This window comes from Magnetococcales bacterium (assembly GCA_015228815.1).
Taxonomy (GTDB): domain Bacteria; phylum Pseudomonadota; class Magnetococcia; order Magnetococcales; family UBA8363; genus UBA8363.
Map to the genome: position 1 here is coordinate 73,090 of JADGCV010000002.1, position 17,665 is coordinate 90,754.

Here is a 17,665-nt window from a genome sequence, read left to right on the forward strand (position 1 = left end):
ACGCTTCCAGGGCAAGCCGTTCTTGTTCTACCCGTTTAACACTTGACGTCGGTGTAGTTGATGCTTGAGATGGGGAAGGTCATGTCGGCAAGTCGTGTACCGTTGGTGTTGTAATGATACAGATGGTTGGCGGAGGCCAGGTACAGATCATTGCTCGTTCCGGTGGTGATGCCATTGGCATTGAAGCCTGTATTGAACCAGGACAATTGAGCCAGGTTCAAATCACGAACGGTCACCCCTTGTTGTGATCCCATATAAGAGGCGTACAGGTTGGGGCCATTGACGGCAACATCCGTATAGACGACACCCGGGAAGGTGATACTGGTAATGGCTGAACCGTTTGTGTTGAACTTGCACAGCTGATTTCCCGCAGCCAGGTAAATATCGTTGCTCGATCCTGCCGCGATACCGGTGGCGTTGACGCCAGTGTTGAAACATGAGAGTTGATTCAAGGCCAAGTCACGGATGGTGACGCCTTGTTGCGAGCCCATATATGCGGCATAGACCTTGCCGTCGCGAACGACGATACCGGTGTATTTGATGGAGGATATGGGGAAGGTCATGACCCTTATGAGCGTGCCTTGGGTGCTGAAGTTGTATATCTGGTTGCCGGAGGTCAGGTAGACATCGTTGTTTTGACCGACAGCGATGGAACTGGCGCTGATGCCTGTATTGAAACAGGAAATCTGATTCAACTGGGAATCGCGAAGGGTGACGCCCAATTGTGAGCCGTTGTAGGAAGCATAAATGACTTGTTTCGCACCAGTCAGGTATTGATTGCTGCCACAATTGACGGGGTTGTCGGCAAAGACGGGTGAATCGCCAGCGACTTTGACGGCGTTGGCATAGTCGAAGGCATTCCGGGCGGATGCCGGGTTTGGCACCGGTTGCGAGAGGGCCGAACCATTGGGATTCTTTCCGGTGACCGCGGCAATCCAGTCCTTGGCGAATGGATCGAAGTCGGGACCGCCCATCGAATTGGCCGTGGCAATACAGGCGGCGGCAAAGGAGGTGGCAGTCGCCTTGGAATTGTTGATCACCGCCGATTGAAATCCACCGGAGTGACATTGTTCCATCATGACGATAAGCGATGCAATGGTGGGCAATGCTCCAATCTTGTTGCCAAATTGTGTTGCGGTAAAGCTGTCCCAATTGGGATAGCAGCAGAGCCATGCCTCGGGGTCGCTTGGCTGTCCACCGCCATGGTTGTTGGTGTGAATCAGTAATAGATCATTGGCCTGCAATTTTCCCTTGATCGCATCCAATGCGGCCCCCAACTGAACATTGGTGCCCTGACCATTGACCCTGATCGTATAAGGCGTGTTGTTCCCGGGCCAGTTCACCACGGGTTGCGGGTCACCGGAATAATTGACCGTCCCGTCATAATTCAAAACGGTAATATTCGCCGCGTCAAAATTGTACACATTGATCAGTGTTCTGTACAGGAACTCAAGATCGTTCAGATGGCGGTTGTTCGACATGCCAGAAAACAGAATGGCGTACCGTTTGCCCGTGACATTGGCCAAGGCGTTGTCGAGTTGCGGAATGGATGCCTGTTCTACAGTATTTGATATTTTTTCAGGTCGATGCACCAAGGGTGCGTGAATGGCGGTATAGTTTTTCGGGGTGTGGTGATAAGAATCCGGTGGGAGCTGAGAGGCATGGGTTTCGTAATGTTCACCGTTTTCCACGTCGTACAGCATGAGTTCACAAGGGTGTCCCCAGTTGTGGAGCGGGGCGTGGTCCACCAATACCAATGCCGATTTTTTTGTGACGGTGACCTGACGACCAAGGCCAAGCACCAGGGATTTCCCTTTGTCGATGCTTTCATCGTTCAAGTAAAGGTTCACATGTTCCGGATTGGCGTCATTTCTCAATTTCAACTGGGTTATGGCGTGATTCTTGATCTTTTCCTTGACATTATTTTGTATTCTCATGGTGTTTTCTCCCCTTTGCTTTGTGGTTGACCGGCATTCTACTTATTGATGTTGTCCATAGGATGCAAAAAGAATAAGCGTTTAATTTCAATCCTTGATCGTATTAGATAATCCTAATATTTCGCATTGGCTCCATGGTGAAAATTGAGCAAATGAAGCGCTTGACGAGCCATGGGCGACCATCCTACGCCCGTTTTCTTATCCTGTCCAGATTGTTTTTTACAAAATTACCTTGAACCATAAGAACGTCTAACGATTTATTTATTCCCTGCTTGATGTCATCATAATCATCGACCGTGACGCTTGATGTGACGGAAGATGTGGCCAAGGGTTTGTGCTGGAGGGATGGTTAAGAATTATTGCCTGATGCAAAAGATTCTTTATTGAATGATCGGAAAGGTCGGCGGCTGAGCGGGTGGGAAAGGCGGGTTCGAATGCGGGGTTCATCGGTTGCGCAATCTGTTGAAAAATACAATTAAAACAGTTATTTAATTTTAATTGTCATTGGCGCCTGATGGTGGATCGATCGGGGTGATGCCATGGCGATGGCATGGTTCTGGCTGTTATCGGGTTGCGGGAGCGGAGGACGGGGCGGGGGCTGGAACCTGGGAATCGATTCCTGGTCCTGGCCTTGACCCGGTTCGCGCCCATTTCGATCATCGTGTACAACTCGAAGACGGGGAGATGAGGAAATGGTTCCAAGCCTGCCCATTCATTGCAATACGGTGCTGGTGGTGGATGACGATCCCATCATTGTGACCGCGGTTGATGAAATACTCACCCCATTCTACAATGTCCGCGTGGCCCTGGATGGCGAGTCGGCCCTGGGCATGGTACGCCATGAGGACCCTCCCGATTTGATCCTGTTGGACATGGTGTTGCCCGACATCGATGGTTATGAAATCCTGGCCTCGCTGAAGGATGATGAGGCGACGCGCAACATTCCGGTTTTGTTTCTGACGGGCAATGCGGGTGCGTTGTCGGAAATGCGCGCTTTCGAGATGGGAGCGGTCGATTTCATCGCCAAACCGTTCAACAGCCGGGTGGTTCTGGCGCGTGTCCGCGCCCACATGGCCATGACCCGGCACAACCGGGTCCTGGAGCATACGGTCCAGCTGCGCACCCGGGAATTGAAGGATTTGCAGCAGGGGATCATCCATCGGTTGAGTCGGGCGGCGGAGTTCAAGGATAACGAGACCGGGCTGCATGTGGTGCGCATGAGTCACTACAGCCGCCTTCTCGCCCATGCGGCAGGGTTGGAGGGGGAGCGGTTGGACTGTCTGTTCAACGCCGCTCCGATGCACGATGTGGGCAAGATCGGGATTCCCGATCAGGTATTGATGAAGCTTGGCCCCCTGGATGCCACCGAGTGGGCCTTGATGAAAAAACACCCTGAAATCGGTGCCCGGATTCTTGGGGATCATCATTCGGAATTGTTGCGCATGGCCCAGGTGATTGCCCGGACCCATCATGAAAAATGGGATGGCAGCGGATATCCTGACGGACTCGTTGGGGAACAGATTCCGGTGGAGGGGCGTATTGTCGCCGTCGCGGATGTGTTCGATGCCTTGACCAGCGCCCGCCCCTACAAGGCCGCATGGAGTCCCGCCCGGGCGATTTCCTTCCTCAGGGAAGAGAGCGGTCGCCATTTCGACCCCCGGCTGGTTCGGGTGTTCATCGATATTTTCTCCGACATTCTGGAGGTCCGACGCGAGTTTCAGGAACGGTCCCCGTTCCTTTCTCCCGATTGCGAGGACATCAAGGGACGGCTCCAGTCATGACGCCAGGTTGCGCGATATGGAAAAGGATGCGGGGGTGAATGGAACGTTTGAGGGTGCGTTGTTGGTCGTTCTCGGGGCAACAGCCAGTGGAAAAACACGCCTGGGGGTCGATCTGGCGCGGTCGCTCGACGGGGAAATCATTTCGGTCGATTCACGTCAGGTCTATCGGGGCCTGGATCTGGGTACCGGGAAGGACCTTCATGAATATGGTGACATCCGACACCACCTGATCGATTGTGTCGATCCGGACGATGAATTTTGTGTCTACGATTTTCAGAAGATGTGTTACCGGGCGATCGGGGAGATCGAGGCGCGGGGAAAACTTCCGTGTCTGGTCGGTGGATCGGGGCTTTACCTGGAGTCGGTGCTTCTTGGTTACCGGATGGCGCGGGTACCTGAAAATCCGGGGTTGCGTCGGGAATTGGCATCGTGGTCCGATGTGGCATTGACCCAACGTTTGCGGCAAAGTCAACCCCGTCTTCACAACACCACCGATCTGACCTCGCGTACACGTCTGATTCGCGCCATCGAAATCGCCGAGGCCCCTCGGGACACGATTCGGGTTCCGGAGTTGACCCGTCCGCGGATGGTGGTGCTGGGAATCCATTGGCCCAGACCGGTATTGCGCGAGCGGATTCGCCGGCGTCTGGATCAACGTCTGGAGGCGGGATTGATCGACGAGGTACGACACCTTCTCGACCGGGGGGTACACCATGAACGTTTGGAATCCCTGGGTCTGGAATATCGTTGGGTCTCAAGACACCTGCGCGGAGAAATGGATGATCCTGCCCTTCGCGAGGGGTTGGCGCGGGCGATCGGCCAGTTCGCCAAACGCCAGGAGACCTGGTTCCGACGGATGGAACGACGCGGCGTGGCGATTTCCTGGATCGAGGGTGGAGACCGGATGTCATTCCAGGCACTTCGTCTCTGTGCCGGGATGGGATTGAGCACGAAGGCGGAACAATAAATTATTGAAAATAAAAAATGGGTCCCATTGGGACGCTTTGGGGTATTGTTTTGATGTTTTGGCCTGATTTCACTCGGTGGTGTTTGAGGTGATCCGTGGATTTCTGTTAATCTCTTTCCGAGAGGTGTCCCTCTTGTCGTCACGGGGGGAAGCGCGGGGGTGGTCGCTTTAAATCCGCAATCGGAGAGTGGATCGGGAATCATGGCAAAATTTGTATTCATCACTGGTGGTGTGGTCTCTTCGTTGGGCAAGGGGGTGGCCGCCGCCTCGTTGGGATGTCTGTTGCAGGCCCGCGGATACAAGGTAACCATCCAGAAACTGGATCCCTACATCAACGTCGATCCGGGAACCATGAGTCCCTATCAACACGGTGAGGTCTTCGTCACCGATGATGGGGCGGAGACCGATCTGGATCTGGGACACTATGAACGGTTTCTCAACATACCCATGAGTCGCGCCAACAATTTCACCACCGGTCGCATCTACCAGAGGGTCATCCGCAAGGAAAGAAGAGGGGATTATCTGGGCTCCACCGTCCAGGTCATTCCCCACATCACCGATGCCATCAAGGATGCGATATCGAGTGTCGCCGGGGATGTCCAGATTGCCATCGTCGAGGTTGGCGGGACCGTCGGTGACATCGAATCGTTGCCATTCCTGGAGGCGATTCGCCAGATGCGCAATGATCTTGGACGCAGCAATACCCTCTTCATCCATTTGACCCTCATGCCTTTCATCCCCACCTCGGGGGAGTTGAAGACCAAACCGACCCAACATTCGGTGAAGGAATTGCTGGCGATCGGCATTCAACCCGATATTCTCATCTGCCGGACCGATCGCGACATTCCCGCCGGCATTCGCAAGAAGATCTCTCTGTTTTGTAACGTGGAACCAGGTTCCGTCATCGCCTGCCGCGATCAGGACACCATTTATCGCGTTCCCTTTGCCTTGTACCTTGAGGGATTGGCGCGCAAGGTGTTGCAACACCTGCAACTGTCCAGCACCGAACCCGACATGTCCGACTGGGAGGAGGTTCTGGAACGGACCATCAATCCAAAACACAAGGTCACCATCGGCATTGTCGGAAAATATGTCGAACTCAAGGATGCCTATAAATCCTTGAACGAGGCGCTCAATCATGGCGGCATCGCCAACAATGCCAAGGTGTCGCTGCGCTGGGTGGATGCGGAAAAACTGGTCGAGGAGGACCCGGAAGTCCTGCTCGGGGGGGTCGATGGCATCCTTGTTCCCGGAGGATTCGGGTTGCGTGGCGTCGATGGCAAACTCAAGGCGATCCAGTTTGCCCGCGAGGGAAAAATTCCCTACCTGGGGATCTGTCTTGGAATGCAGATGGCGGTGGTCGAGTTTGCGCGTCATGTCGCCGGAATTTCCGCGGCCGACTCGACCGAATTCGACGAAAACACCCGGGACCCGGTCATTGCCCTGATGACCGAATGGGTCGATGGCAATCGGCAACAGCAGCGCGATTCCCAATCGGACAAGGGGGGGACCATGCGTCTTGGCGCCTATCGTTGCATTCTCCAGGAGGGAAGCCGGACGGCACGGGCCTATGGCCTTCTGGAAATATCGGAACGGCATCGGCATCGGTATGAGTTCAACAACAATTATCGGCAACGTCTTTGCGATGCGGGGCTCAAAATCACCGGAACCTCTCCCGATGGCGGATTGGTGGAGGTGATCGAACTGCCCGATCATCCTTTCTTTGTTGCCTGCCAGTTTCATCCCGAATTCACCTCGCGTCCCCGAGCCCCGCATCCCTTGTTTTCCGCCTTCGTCCAGTCCAGTCTCCAACATCGCCGGGTGATCTCATGAGCCCCGGTCTCGGGCAGCGAACCGTGACTGTCGGTCGGGTCACCTTCGGCAATCGCCTGCCACTGGCCATCATCGCCGGTCCGTGCGTTCTGGAGGGGACGGGATATTCGCAAGGGGTCGATTTTGCCCTGAGAACCGCCGCCGCCCTGAAGAACATGTGTACCAGCGCCGGGTTTTCGCTGGTCTATAAATCATCGTTCGACAAGGCCAACCGGACTTCCATGGCAAGCTATCGTGGTCCGGGAATGGATCTTGGTTTGCGGATTCTCGACCGGGTTCGTGGCGAACTCGATCTTCCGGTGGTCACCGATGTCCATGAAATCGCCCAGGCCCATCAGGCGGGTCTGGTCGTGGACATGTTGCAGACCCCTGCCTTTCTGTGTCGCCAGACCGATTTCATCCAGGCAGTGGCCAGGGCGGGGAAACCGGTCAACATCAAAAAAGGCCAGTTTCTTGCGCCCGAGGACATGGCCGAGGTCGCCAACAAGGCTTGCCGTGCCGGAAATGCCGACATTCTGTTGTGCGAACGTGGTTATTCCTTCGGTTACCACAATCTGGTCGTGGACATGAGGGGTCTTGAGGTCATGACCGAAACCGGTTTTCCGGTGATCTTCGACGCGACCCATTCGGTCCAATATCCGGGAGGGGCGGGGCATGCCTCGTCGGGGGAGCGGCGGTTTGTGGAACCCCTGGCCCGGGCAGCCACCGCGGTTGGTGTTTCGGGCATTTTTCTGGAAACCCATCCCGACCCCGATCAGGCCCCATGTGATGGTCCCAACATGGTTCCTTTTGCCCGCATGCCCGCGCTTCTGGCAACGTTGAAACGTCTTGACGAGGTGGTCAAACAGTGAAAAAAACCGTATTGCATCAACGGCATGTCAATCTTGGGGCCACCATGGTCCCTTTTGCGGGATGGCATATGCCCCTGCATTATGGTTCGCAGTTGCGCGAGCACCGGAGCGTTCGCGAGGACTGCGGCGTGTTTGACGTATCGCACATGGGGATCCTTGATTTGACCGGTCCCGGAGTGGACGATCTGTTGCGCCTGCTTCTGGCCAACGATGTGGCGCGAATTCCCCGGGTGGGGCAGGGGCAATATTCCCTGATGCTCAATGATCGCGGCAATGTCGCGGATGATCTGATCGTCTATCGATTGGGGGAGGGGTTTTTCTCCCTGGTGGTCAACTCCGCGACCACCGAGAAGGACCTGGCCTGGATTCGGATCCACGCCGCCTCTTATGGGGTCGAGGTACACTGGCGCCGGGATCTGGCGATGCTGGCGCTTCAGGGACCCAGGGTACCCGAGCGATTGCGGCATTGCCTTCTTGGGGCATTGGAGGATCGTATCCTGGCGTTGCGTCCGTTCCATATTCTGGTCGCCGACGGCTGGCGTATCGCCCGGACCGGATATACCGGGGAGGACGGCTTTGAAATCATGGTCGATGCGGAGCGGGTCGCGGTGTTGTGGGATGGCTTGATGCGTGCGGGAATTGCACCTGTTGGCCTCGGGGCGCGCGATACCTTGCGATTGGAGGCGGGTTTGAACCTGTATGGCCTGGACATGGACGAGAAGACCAACCCATTGGAATCGGGATTGGCCTGGGTTGTGGCCTGGGAACCGCGATTGCGGGAGTTCATCGGCAGAAAATCGCTTGAATCCCGCCGTGAGGCGGGCAATCTGGCGCAACGGTATGGTTTGGTCTTGCGGGACAAGGGGGTATTGCGCAACCATCTGGAGGTGTTTCTCCGCGGACGACGCATCGGCGAAATCACCAGCGGCGGTTATTCTCCTTCATTGCAACGGGGGATCGCCATGGCGCGCCTTGAACCGGGGTTGGCCTTTGGGGAGACGTGCGAGGTGATGGTGCGGGGGCGTCCCTTGGTTGCCGAAATCGTTCGGCTGCCGTTCGTCGCCGGGCGGAAAAAAACACCCATCACCATGTAACTGATTGATTCCGGGCCTACTGATACGCACGACGGAGAGAATAGTTGCGGCCATCGGGAGAGATGGCAATGATCGAATATCCGGCGTGGTTCATCCGTTGCAGAAGGTTGGAGGTTCGTTTCAGTCCCGAGGCGATCATTTCCGGGTGAAATTCGAGGACGATTTGACGGACGTTGGTTTCCGTGTCCAGAATGTCTTCCAGGATTTGATATTCCGCCCCTTCCACATCCATTTTCAACACGTCACAACGATCGTGGCCGTTTTCTCCGAGCAGCGTGGCCAGACGTGCGACCTGGGCGACGACACCCGTCGATGATTCCGGTGTGCTCCGTGCCAGGCTGTAGGAGACATGACGCTCCCGGGACGGTGGGGCGAACAGGGCGGCGCCGTCATGATCGGCGAGCCCTACCGGTCGAAACACAAATTTTCCAGGCAGGGATTGTTCCCGCAACCACGCAATGGCTCGTGGGGTTGGATCGAAGGCATGCACCGTGGTCTGGTAGCGCTCGATCATGGCCAGATCGAACGAAACATCCTCTCCCAGGCCAAAAGAATAGACGATACTGTCTGGATTGAGTCCGCGATCGTCGATGGCGTACCCGCCGTACTCCGATCCCAGGAATACCGTCGGGACCCGAACCTGGGGGCGAATCCACAAGTCCCGTCCAAGCATCTGTTTGAAAAAACGTTTGCTCCTGGCGACAAGGTGCCGGATCGGAGGCATCGGATCCCTTTTACTCATGACGGGTCCTTCGGTACCATGATGATGCGTCCAGACAGGACTGTAACGCTTTTTTGATCGCAGGGGACATTCATGGGAACCTTGGAAATCATGACTGGCGACATTACCCGCCTCGATGTCGATGTCATCGTCAATGCCGCCAATGCCACCCTGCTGGGCGGCGGCGGGGTTGATGGCGCCATCCACCGGAACGCCGGCCCAACGCTTCTGGAAGAGTGTCGCAAGCTCCGGAAAAGCCGGTTTCCCGATGGTTTGCCGACCGGATCGGCGGTCATCACCGGGGCCGGACAGCTTTTGGCCCGGTACGTGATTCATACGGTCGGCCCGGTTTTTCACCAGGATCCCGATCCCCACCAGCGACTTGCCGATTGTTATCGCAATTCGCTGCTCCTGGCGGAGCAGGTCGGGGCGCGAAGCATCGCCTTTCCCGGAATCTCCACCGGGGTCTACCGCTTTCCCAAAGCGGACGCCGCCCGGATTGCCATCACCTGCGTTCGTGAATTCCTGGACGGTGCTTCGCAAAACCTGTCCCGGATCATCCTCTGTGCCTTTTCGGAAGACGATGCCCGCATCCTTCGCGTGGCGAGGGATCGGTCCCAGGCGTGATCTTGTCCTGGCCCGGACCGGTGAATCCGGTTGCGGGTTGCAGGAACGGCCCTACTTCAGATGATAGAATTCCTTGTTCAGGTATTCTACCACGTCCGCCTCGTCTTCGGGAAACCATTTGGAGGAGAGGACCATCTGATTGCAGGTGGCTACCTGGGCCCGGAGGGCTTCCAGGGTTTTCTTGTTGTTTTCGCGGGTGTACAATTGATTGGATGTCCCGTTGACACGCTGGGCGTGACACGGGGTGATGCAACTGGCATCATGAAGTTTTTTGCCGTTTTCGGCATCGGCGGCGTGGCCGGGCACGGAACTGCTCATGGCAAGGACGATCCCTCCCAGCAGGGCCAATCCTGATTTTTTCATTTTATCCTCCAGGTTGACGTTGCGAATCATGAACAACAAGGCCAATGACAGCCATACCCCATCGACGTCCGATTTCCAGACGGATGCCACGACTTTTTCCCAGGGAAAACCTCGAATCCTCGTCGTGGGAACGGGGGCCATCGGCGGCTATTACGCGGGCAAACTTGCCCGGGCAGGCGCTTTGGTTTCAACGGTACACCATTCGCGCACCGATTATGAAGCCGTTCTCAAGGAGGGCATTCGCGTCGAAAGCATCCAGGGCGATTTCCATTATCGCCCCTTTTCGGTTCATCGGGAAGTCTCGGATTATTCTTTTCACGCCGACATCATTCTGGTGGCGGTCAAGGCCGTTCCCGAACTGGATGTGGCGGCGTTGATCCGCCCGGCGGTAGGGCCGGGTACCCTGATCTTGTTGGTGCAAAACGGCCTGGGGAACGAAGAACCAATTGCCGCCGCCTTTCCCGGCAATATCCTGATCAGTGGTCTGGCCTTTATTTGCGTTTCAAGAATCGCTCCAGGGGTGCTGCGTCACCTGTGTTATGGACGCTTGAGCATCGGCCTGTATCCTCGGGGAGAGGAGGCCCGGGTCGTTTCGTTGTCACGGTTGTTCGCCGCGAGTGGCGTACCATGTGCCGTCTGTGCCGACATCGTTGCCGAACGCTGGAAAAAACTGATCTGGAATGCCGCGTTCAATCCGATTTCGGTGTTGGGCCATCACGCAACCACCCGTGACATGATGGATTCTCCGGTGGTGCGAACGCTGGTCGAAAGGGTGATGCGCGAGGTCTGCCGTTTGGCCAATGCCGAAGGGCATCTCCTCGATGAAGAGGCCCTGGTGGCGAAAAACATGACGGAAACCGACCGGATGGAATCCTACAAGACCAGCATGCTGCTCGACTTTGAAGCGGGCAGGCCCCTGGAGGTCGAGGCCATTCTCGGCAAGGCGTCCGCCATTGCCCGGACTCATGGAATTCCAACCCCCGGTCTGGATGCCTTGCACGCCCTGTTGACCCTTGCCACCCGACCGCGTCCTCCGGGTCGCGGGTGATCCCGGTGGCATGGCGCGGCAAGGAGTCACGCATGGCGATTGTATCATGAGGAACTGTTTCATTGGCATGACCGCCAGGGTCTATCCGCGCAGCCAGGAGACCAGGATGGCTGCCTGCACCAGTGAAACCAGGACCAGCCCGTAGGCGCCGCCGACGTAAATGAGTGACAGAATTCTGACCATGAAATTCATCGCTGGGGGGGGCTCGACGGCTCTGCGACGTGCGGACATGCCAATTCTCCTCACAGGGAACCTTGAAATTTAATGAGATTATCCGCATGACTGAAATTTGACGCCAGACGGATGCCCGATGATAAAGCAAGGTCCGGGCCAGACGACGGGTGTTGGTTCCGGGAAACATGGCGATGCGACGATGGATCCTGATGGATTGTTTGCGGGTCGGGAGAGAGGGAGGAACTGGATGTGCGGGTCAACGGTTCATGAGGGCTTGGAGTTCCACCTGGACCTCGCCCTGACGGAATTGGAAATATTGATCCATGATGTGCAGGTTGTAGGCGTTCAATGGTGAAAAAATGATGCGAATCCGTTGGCCGTTGCTCAGGGGAAGGACATCGAGAATGTTGCCGTCGAGGGCGACCTCATGCGGTCCCAGCTCGATGGTGTCGCCCACCTTCAGCCATTTGAGCGGCACCTTGAATTCGACCCGGACAGGGACGAACAGCATCATTTCATCGATGGTTTGCCCACGTTTCAAGGCGACGGCGATCCCCCCGCCCGACAGGTTGTCGATGGAACCGGAGTATTTTTTTTCTTCGAGGAAAAGATGCACCGGGACGGGAGTTTCAGGGGCGACCCGCTTGAAACAGCGTTGGCCGACGGTACCATCGGTCAGGGAAAAGGAGGTCAACAGCGCGGTCCCCTGCTGGAGATCCACGTTTTTGACACTGGCCTTCAGACCTACGGGCAGGTGCGATACCGCCATGAAGACCAGGCCATGTTCTCTCATGGCGGCCAGGATTTGTCCCTGGGTTTGGATGAGGACCTCTTCGTGGTTGTAGCGCAAGACCAGTCCGCTCCCCGAGAAAGGGATCCCCTTGAACTGGGAAAAGAGTCGGATTTCCTCGATGCGGGAGTGAATGATCTCGAATTCCCGATTGATGTTGACATAACGTTGCAACAGGGGATCGTCAAGGTAGACCGACAGACGACAGAGCGGGGCGCCGTTGAGCATGCAGACCGGCTCCTTGAAGGCGATCGGTTCGTTGAAGACCTCCCCCATTCCCATGAGAATTCCCTTCAGCAGGGGACACAGTTTCCTTTTGGACACGTAGGCGATGGCGACCTCGCCGTGCTTGAGGCGATAGGTGCGGATATCGGGAGGCAGGGAATTGTCGCGGGGGTTGGGAAAAGAGGACAGAATATCGCTGTTCAAATGCTCCAGAATATCCATCGTCTTCCAATGTTCGTGGATGATTCCGGTGGATCGGCCCATTTCCACGAGTCCCGGGGCCAGATGCGTTCCAAACTGGCGCAGCATGTCTTCCCGCGCAATGCCCAGCAGTCGGGCTCCCTCCGAAAACAGGGAAAAGATGTTCTGATCAGGATAGAATTGATCGGGTGAGAATTCGGAGTTGTCGAGGCCGGCCCGTTCCAGGATCCGGGGCCAGGCATCGCTGCCCAGGCGGGAGCCCAGGAAATCCTCGAAGGCGAGAAAGATGATACCATGCATGAAGGTTCGAATCCGTTGATATTATATGATGGATGTCCGTAATCTTCGGGTCATCGATGGCGGCCTGTTCCACCGGGAGATTCGGGCATTGTCCGATAAAAATTTCATAAAGACAAAGGGAGGCCAGCCTTTTTGTCCAGGGAACGCCATGATGTGGCGCCGATTGACCTCCAACCGGGTCCATGGTATGGAGCCTGGAACCGACCGGTGTTCCGTGGCGCCTTGAAGGATGGACGGGGTGATGACAGGATTGATGAGGGATGGACGGATTCCTGTGATCGTTTCATCCCGTCGAATGGACGATTCTGTCATGTACGGCGTCGATGTCATTCACGGGATTATTCCTTTTTTGCATCCAGAAAGCCATGGATTTCATGAGAAAGTCTTCCCACTTCCAGCAACGTGTTCGCACCAACCAGGAGAATGTGCAATGTCGCTCGAAAAACATCGAAAATTGATCATCATCGGTGCTGGTCCATCGGGATATACCGCGGCGATCTATGCGGGACGGGCCAACCTCAAGCCCATGATCCTTCAGGGGATGCAGCCGGGCGGGCAGTTGACGATCACGACGGAGGTGGATAATTTTCCCGGTTTCGAACACGGTGTCCAGGGGCCGGAACTGATGGAAAAAATGCGGATGCAGGCGGAGCGTTTCGCCACGGAGATCGTTTCCGATTCGGTAACCAGCGTCGAATTGAAACGGAAACCTTTTCGGATTCACTGTGATTCCGGGGATGTCTATACCTGTGATGCCCTGATCGTGGCGACCGGCGCCTCGGCACGCTGGTTGGGGATTCCCGCGGAAAAAAGGCTCAATGGTTATGGGGTATCCGCCTGTGCCACCTGTGACGGTTTCTTTTTCAAGGGGCAGGATGTGGCGGTGGTGGGGGGTGGGGATACCGCGGTGGAGGAAGCGTTGTTCCTGACCAATTTTGTCAACAAGGTTTACCTGATCCATCGGCGCGACGCCTTGCGCGCCGAACAGGTGATGCAGCGGAAAATGGAGGAAAATCAGAAAATCCAACCGGTCTGGAACTGTGTCGTCGAAGATATTCTCGGGGATCCGGGCAAGGATGGGGTGACGGCGATCCGGGTGCGCAACGTTCGGAGTGGCGCCATCGAGGACATCGCGGTGCGTGGGGTTTTCATCGCCATCGGTCACTCGCCCAATACCGCCATCTTCGGGGATCAACTGGACAAGGATGCGACCGGGTATCTGGTGACGAAGCCCGATTCGACCGCGACCAATATTCCCGGAGTCTTTGCCGCGGGCGACGTTCAGGATCGGGTGTTCCGCCAGGCGATCACCGCCGCCGGGACCGGTTGCATGGCGGCCCTGGAGGCGGAACGCTTTCTGAATGAAATGGAAGGGGCCGCGACACGAATCTGATCGAAAAAATGGACTGTTTCCATCATTTCGATGCTTCAAAAGGTATGGACGCATCTGGGAAGGGGGGATCCCTTCCCAGTTTTTGATCTTCTCCAATCACGGTTTCCCCAGGCCCAGGTGCCGAAGGATGAATTGTGACACTGCGTCTGGTTCGTTCAAGGGAATGGATGGAAGGGTGGGGTGGGCTGCGATGGTGGGGTCGTCGGTGGCGATGGCGATGACATTGATCAGTGTTTCAATATAGGAAGGGTCGGTGACATCCCGGCGATGAATGGCGATCTTGGGGTGGTCATGATTTTTGTATCCTTCGACCAGTACCAGGTCATGTCCTTGAAACAAGGCTATTTGTTGTTCCAGCTCCGGTTCCTGTCCCGGGGTCGATTCCTGAATCAGAAACCATCGTTCCTTGCAGGCAAACAATACGGTTTTCGCTCCGGCCTGGCGGAAACGATGGGTATCCTTTCCTGGTTTATCGGGGTCGGCGGGATGGTGTCCATGTTTGATCGCACCGACGCGAAATCCGGCCTCGGCCAGTTCGGCGATGACCCGTTCCATCAGGGTGGTTTTGCCACTGCCGCTGGGGGCGGCAAAACCCATGACGCGGGGGGCGGAGCGGGCGGTCATCCGCCGCTCACCGGGGGGAAAAAGGCGATCTCATCCCGGTCACCGACCGCGGTTTCGGGTTGGGCATATTCCTGATTGACCGCAACCCGTAACGCTTCGTCGGCCAGGGCTTCGTTGTGTCGCTCATCCAGACCGCGAAGATACTGGAGGCATTGTGCCACGTTGTGTACCGATTGCGGCAATGTCCGGTGTTCCTCGCCGATACCGATTTTTTCACGAACCCAGGCGAAATAGAGAATACGCGCCATTCCGAAATGTGCTCCTTTGGTTGTTCGATTCCAGGTTTCCCCGCATGATCCTTGATGGATGGACTCAACCGCAATCCGCTTGAATACATGGTTTTCAAACGTCATTCCCTGCCACGGCGGGAATTCAAACGTTGATCGGGCGCGGTGCGTTGACGGCTTCCCGCTTTCGCGGAATGACAGAAACGACGCATCTTGTGCTGGTTGCGGTTTAGAAACCGACGGCCAGTTGCATGGTGGCGGAATTGGATGTCTCGTCGGTACCTGCCCGGACCGGTCCCCCCTCGACCGAACTGGAGTCACTGACTTTGTAATCCTGATCATGTGCCCATTCAAAGGACAGGTTGGTGTTGGGAAAGAGGACGACCGAGACCCCACCACGCAACCGTCGTTGTGGCATCAGGAGTCCACCGGCCTCTCCCGTCTGCTGATAACCGACCGCCACCATTCCTCCGTAGCCCATCCAGATCCAGCCATACCCCAATTCGGTATTGAGCGTCCAGGGGCGGGCGCCGCCACCATTCCAGAGCAGTTCTCCCGGATCAAATTCTTTCATGGCGGTGACATATTCCGCCAGTCCGGTCCACGGACCCGTCTCCAGACTTCCGTGAAGGCTCAGACCAGGTATATGACGCCTCATCGTGGTCTCATCGACATCGGAGTCGGTGATAAAATTGGCATCCTCCAGGGTGCTGATCAGGTCCGAGCCAAAATGGACCTTGGCGAAGTTGTAATCCCGGTCATAGGACAGATTGCCGCCGAATCCTCGAAGGTGGCTGTCGGTGCCACTCTTTTCCGCATCACCATTGAAGAGATAGATCGAACCGCTGTAATGACTGTATGAAAATCCGGATTGAACCGCGCTCTCGGTGGTTTCGCCCAGGTCGAGGGTCAGTGGATCGGAAATCATGAGGGTTTCGAACCGTCCGAAGGGCAGCGTCAGCAACCCGGCGGTCAAAAAGGCGGGAGTCACGCGGGGATTGGCCAGGGTGATGGTGGCGGAATCGACGTCGATCTCCTTGTCGGAGCCATTTTCTTCGTGCAGCAACACCACCTTGGAGGAGACCCAGTCATGAAGACGCGCCTCGGCGGTCAATTCGGCGGTGGCAAGGGTGACATCGCTTTCTTCCCTGCGTGCGGTGGTGAAGTCGCCATCATGATTGTTGTTCCAGTTGGCTTCGACTTCGACCGTCCCACCCAGATGGATGCGGTCGCTCCATTTGAGGCCGGAAGCGTTTGTCGCCTGGGAAGGGGGTTCTCTTCCGGATGGGGCGGCGCTCGGATTCTGGCCTGGGGGGGGGGTGTTGCGGGCCGTGGTGGCTTTTTCCAGTTTCAATTTCAACTGTCCGATTTCGCGTTGCTGATCCTGAAGCATTTGCCATAGTTCTTCCCGAGTGGGGGTGTCGCTGGCCAAGCCGGTCCCTGTTTTTGCCACTGTCATTCCCAGAAGGAGGGTCAATGTGGCGAAAATCGGTTGCTTCATGGTGTATTCTCTTTTTCGGACGGGCATTTTTCGGTAATCTTCGCACTTTTCACGGTGACACGTGCGATTCGGGTGGTTCCATGACTTCCATTAAGGAGCAGTCTACCATGGACCCTGCGGAGCATCAAAGTGACAAACGAAACCTTATCCACTCATTTTCAGGAAAAATTTAATGTCCTCCAGGGAAGTCATCCTGTTCATTGGTGATATTTTTGGAAAGTCGGGGCGGTTGGTGTTGAAAAACCGACTGGCGGGTCTCAGGAAAAAACATTCCGTATCGGCGGTTGTGGCCAACTGCGAGAATGCGGCTGGAGGAATCGGGGTGACGCCTGCGATTGCGCGGGAATTGCTTGGGATGGGGGTGGATGTGTTGACCTCGGGCAATCATATCTGGCGTTATAATGAAATTTCGCGGTATCTGGAGGAAGAAAAACGATTGATTCGTCCCTTGAACTACCCCCCCGGCGCTCCGGGGCGGGGGATGACGGTGGTGGAATTGGATATGGGGTTTACGCTCGGGGTCATCAATCTTCAGGGGCGGGTGTTCATGGATCCGTTGGATTGTCCCTTTCGGGTCGTGGACCATTGTCTGGCACGGATGGCCCTGGGGCGTGACCCGCATGCGATCATCGTCGATTTTCACGCCGAGGCGACTTCCGAGAAGGCGGCCATGGGGGTTTATCTGGATGGTCGGGTGACGGCGGTCGTGGGGACCCATACCCATGTTCCCACCGCCGATGCCCGCATATTGTCCAAGGGGACCGGTTTCATGACCGATGTCGGGATGACCGGTTCTTATGATTCCATCATTGGAATGGAGGTGCAATCGGTCATGCCCCGCTTTCTCAAGGGGTTGCCGACCCGTTTCGAGCCCCAGACGACCGAGGGGACACTTTCTGCCGTTCTGATCGAGGTGGATCGCGCCACCGGGCGATGTCTTCGCTTGAGTCCGATCCTGGAAGGGGGGGGGATGGGGAGCAGAGCTTCATGATCGCAAGATTGGTTTTA

At 56.3% G+C, this 17,665-nt stretch carries 17 protein-coding genes; 9 read left to right on the top strand and 8 right to left on the bottom strand.

The window, feature by feature from the left end:
• Nucleotides 1-35: 35 nt before the first annotated feature.
• Nucleotides 36-1,937: a hypothetical protein gene (locus HQL76_01425; GenBank protein ID MBF0107824.1), complete on the bottom strand. Its 1,902-nt coding sequence runs from the start codon at nucleotides 1,935-1,937 to the stop codon at nucleotides 36-38.
• Nucleotides 1,938-2,647: 710 nt separating this feature from the next.
• Here HQL76_01425 and HQL76_01430 point away from each other — a divergent pair.
• The 5 genes from HQL76_01430 (at nucleotide 2,648) to gcvT (ending at nucleotide 8,463) form a co-directional block, all read left to right on the top strand.
• Nucleotides 2,648-3,718, top strand: coding sequence for a response regulator (locus HQL76_01430; protein MBF0107825.1), 1,071 nt, complete (start codon nucleotides 2,648-2,650; stop codon nucleotides 3,716-3,718).
• A 16-nt stretch (nucleotides 3,719-3,734) separates the two neighbouring features.
• Complete coding sequence (miaA, locus tag HQL76_01435) at nucleotides 3,735-4,685, top strand: tRNA (adenosine(37)-N6)-dimethylallyltransferase MiaA (GenBank protein MBF0107826.1); 951 nt, start codon at nucleotides 3,735-3,737, stop codon at nucleotides 4,683-4,685.
• A 201-nt stretch (nucleotides 4,686-4,886) separates the two neighbouring features.
• Nucleotides 4,887-6,518, top strand: a complete 1,632-nt coding sequence (locus tag HQL76_01440) for a CTP synthase (protein MBF0107827.1) — start codon at nucleotides 4,887-4,889, stop codon at nucleotides 6,516-6,518.
• The gene (gene kdsA / locus HQL76_01445) at nucleotides 6,515-7,369 is read left to right on the top strand and encodes a 3-deoxy-8-phosphooctulonate synthase (GenBank protein ID MBF0107828.1); all 855 of its coding nucleotides are present in this window, start codon (nucleotides 6,515-6,517) and stop codon (nucleotides 7,367-7,369) included. The genes HQL76_01440 and kdsA overlap by 4 nt, the downstream gene beginning before the upstream one ends.
• Nucleotides 7,366-8,463, top strand: coding sequence for a glycine cleavage system aminomethyltransferase GcvT (gcvT, locus tag HQL76_01450; GenBank protein MBF0107829.1), 1,098 nt, complete (start codon nucleotides 7,366-7,368; stop codon nucleotides 8,461-8,463). Before kdsA ends, gcvT begins: the two co-directional genes overlap by 4 nt.
• 16 nt (nucleotides 8,464-8,479) lie before the next feature.
• Here the strand turns inward: gcvT and HQL76_01455 are convergent, their stop codons facing one another.
• Nucleotides 8,480-9,205 carry an FkbM family methyltransferase gene (locus HQL76_01455; protein MBF0107830.1) on the bottom strand — a complete coding sequence of 242 codons (726 nt, stop codon included), beginning with the start codon at nucleotides 9,203-9,205 and terminating at the stop codon, nucleotides 8,480-8,482.
• A 72-nt stretch (nucleotides 9,206-9,277) separates the two neighbouring features.
• On the opposite strand from HQL76_01455, the gene HQL76_01460 reads away from it, so the two are divergent.
• Nucleotides 9,278-9,811, top strand: coding sequence for an O-acetyl-ADP-ribose deacetylase (locus HQL76_01460; protein MBF0107831.1), 534 nt, complete (start codon nucleotides 9,278-9,280; stop codon nucleotides 9,809-9,811).
• A gap of 51 nt (nucleotides 9,812-9,862) precedes the next feature.
• Here the strand turns inward: HQL76_01460 and HQL76_01465 are convergent, their stop codons facing one another.
• Nucleotides 9,863-10,129 carry a cytochrome c gene (locus HQL76_01465; GenBank protein MBF0107832.1) on the bottom strand — a complete coding sequence of 89 codons (267 nt, stop codon included), beginning with the start codon at nucleotides 10,127-10,129 and terminating at the stop codon, nucleotides 9,863-9,865.
• A 73-nt stretch (nucleotides 10,130-10,202) separates the two neighbouring features.
• Here HQL76_01465 and HQL76_01470 point away from each other — a divergent pair, with 73 nt between their 5' ends.
• Nucleotides 10,203-11,222, top strand: coding sequence for a 2-dehydropantoate 2-reductase (locus HQL76_01470; protein ID MBF0107833.1), 1,020 nt, complete (start codon nucleotides 10,203-10,205; stop codon nucleotides 11,220-11,222).
• Nucleotides 11,223-11,303: 81 nt separating this feature from the next.
• On the opposite strand, the gene HQL76_01475 is transcribed toward HQL76_01470, so the two are convergent.
• A complete protein-coding gene (locus HQL76_01475) occupies nucleotides 11,304-11,453 on the bottom strand; it encodes a hypothetical protein (protein ID MBF0107834.1) in 150 nt (49 codons plus the stop codon).
• Between the two features lie 199 nt (nucleotides 11,454-11,652).
• Nucleotides 11,653-12,912, bottom strand: a complete 1,260-nt coding sequence (locus HQL76_01480; protein MBF0107835.1) for a heme NO-binding domain-containing protein — start codon at nucleotides 12,910-12,912, stop codon at nucleotides 11,653-11,655.
• Nucleotides 12,913-13,342: 430 nt separating this feature from the next.
• Here HQL76_01480 and trxB point away from each other — a divergent pair, with 430 nt between their 5' ends.
• Entirely contained in the window at nucleotides 13,343-14,305 is a 963-nt protein-coding gene (gene trxB, locus HQL76_01485; GenBank protein ID MBF0107836.1) for a thioredoxin-disulfide reductase, read from the top strand.
• 96 nt (nucleotides 14,306-14,401) lie between these two features.
• On the opposite strand, the gene mobB is transcribed toward trxB, so the two are convergent.
• The 3 genes from mobB to HQL76_01500 form a co-directional block, all read right to left on the bottom strand.
• Nucleotides 14,402-14,929 carry a molybdopterin-guanine dinucleotide biosynthesis protein B gene (mobB, locus tag HQL76_01490; GenBank protein ID MBF0107837.1) on the bottom strand — a complete coding sequence of 176 codons (528 nt, stop codon included), beginning with the start codon at nucleotides 14,927-14,929 and terminating at the stop codon, nucleotides 14,402-14,404.
• A complete protein-coding gene (moaD, locus tag HQL76_01495; protein MBF0107838.1) occupies nucleotides 14,926-15,177 on the bottom strand; it encodes a molybdopterin converting factor subunit 1 in 252 nt (83 codons plus the stop codon). Before moaD ends, mobB begins: the two co-directional genes overlap by 4 nt.
• A gap of 208 nt (nucleotides 15,178-15,385) precedes the next feature.
• On the bottom strand, nucleotides 15,386-16,657 hold the full coding sequence (locus HQL76_01500) for an LbtU family siderophore porin (GenBank protein ID MBF0107839.1): 1,272 nt from the start codon (nucleotides 16,655-16,657) through the stop codon (nucleotides 15,386-15,388).
• Nucleotides 16,658-16,829: 172 nt separating this feature from the next.
• Here HQL76_01500 and HQL76_01505 point away from each other — a divergent pair, with 172 nt between their 5' ends.
• A complete protein-coding gene (locus tag HQL76_01505; protein MBF0107840.1) occupies nucleotides 16,830-17,648 on the top strand; it encodes a TIGR00282 family metallophosphoesterase in 819 nt (272 codons plus the stop codon).
• Nucleotides 17,649-17,665 lie beyond the last annotated feature (17 nt).

What these genes read in the sequence shown, in the direction of transcription:
- mobB (MBF0107837.1), bottom strand. Translation starts at nt 14,929, where the DNA reads ATGACCGCCCGCTCCGCCCCCCGCGTCATGGGTTTTGCCGCCCCCAGC.
- kdsA (MBF0107828.1), top strand. Translation starts at nt 6,515, where the DNA reads ATGAGCCCCGGTCTCGGGCAGCGAACCGTGACTGTCGGTCGGGTCACC.
- HQL76_01505 (MBF0107840.1), top strand. Translation starts at nt 16,830, where the DNA reads ATGTCCTCCAGGGAAGTCATCCTGTTCATTGGTGATATTTTTGGAAAG.
- HQL76_01460 (MBF0107831.1), top strand. Translation starts at nt 9,278, where the DNA reads ATGGGAACCTTGGAAATCATGACTGGCGACATTACCCGCCTCGATGTC.
- miaA (MBF0107826.1), top strand. Translation starts at nt 3,735, where the DNA reads ATGGAAAAGGATGCGGGGGTGAATGGAACGTTTGAGGGTGCGTTGTTG.
- HQL76_01470 (MBF0107833.1), top strand. Translation starts at nt 10,203, where the DNA reads ATGAACAACAAGGCCAATGACAGCCATACCCCATCGACGTCCGATTTC.
- HQL76_01475 (MBF0107834.1), bottom strand. Translation starts at nt 11,453, where the DNA reads ATGTCCGCACGTCGCAGAGCCGTCGAGCCCCCCCCAGCGATGAATTTC.
- HQL76_01440 (MBF0107827.1), top strand. Translation starts at nt 4,887, where the DNA reads ATGGCAAAATTTGTATTCATCACTGGTGGTGTGGTCTCTTCGTTGGGC.
- HQL76_01465 (MBF0107832.1), bottom strand. Translation starts at nt 10,129, where the DNA reads ATGAGCAGTTCCGTGCCCGGCCACGCCGCCGATGCCGAAAACGGCAAA.
- HQL76_01500 (MBF0107839.1), bottom strand. Translation starts at nt 16,657, where the DNA reads ATGAAGCAACCGATTTTCGCCACATTGACCCTCCTTCTGGGAATGACA.
- moaD (MBF0107838.1), bottom strand. Translation starts at nt 15,177, where the DNA reads ATGGCGCGTATTCTCTATTTCGCCTGGGTTCGTGAAAAAATCGGTATC.
- HQL76_01425 (MBF0107824.1), bottom strand. Translation starts at nt 1,937, where the DNA reads ATGAGAATACAAAATAATGTCAAGGAAAAGATCAAGAATCACGCCATA.
- HQL76_01455 (MBF0107830.1), bottom strand. Translation starts at nt 9,205, where the DNA reads ATGAGTAAAAGGGATCCGATGCCTCCGATCCGGCACCTTGTCGCCAGG.
- trxB (MBF0107836.1), top strand. Translation starts at nt 13,343, where the DNA reads ATGTCGCTCGAAAAACATCGAAAATTGATCATCATCGGTGCTGGTCCA.
- HQL76_01480 (MBF0107835.1), bottom strand. Translation starts at nt 12,912, where the DNA reads ATGCATGGTATCATCTTTCTCGCCTTCGAGGATTTCCTGGGCTCCCGC.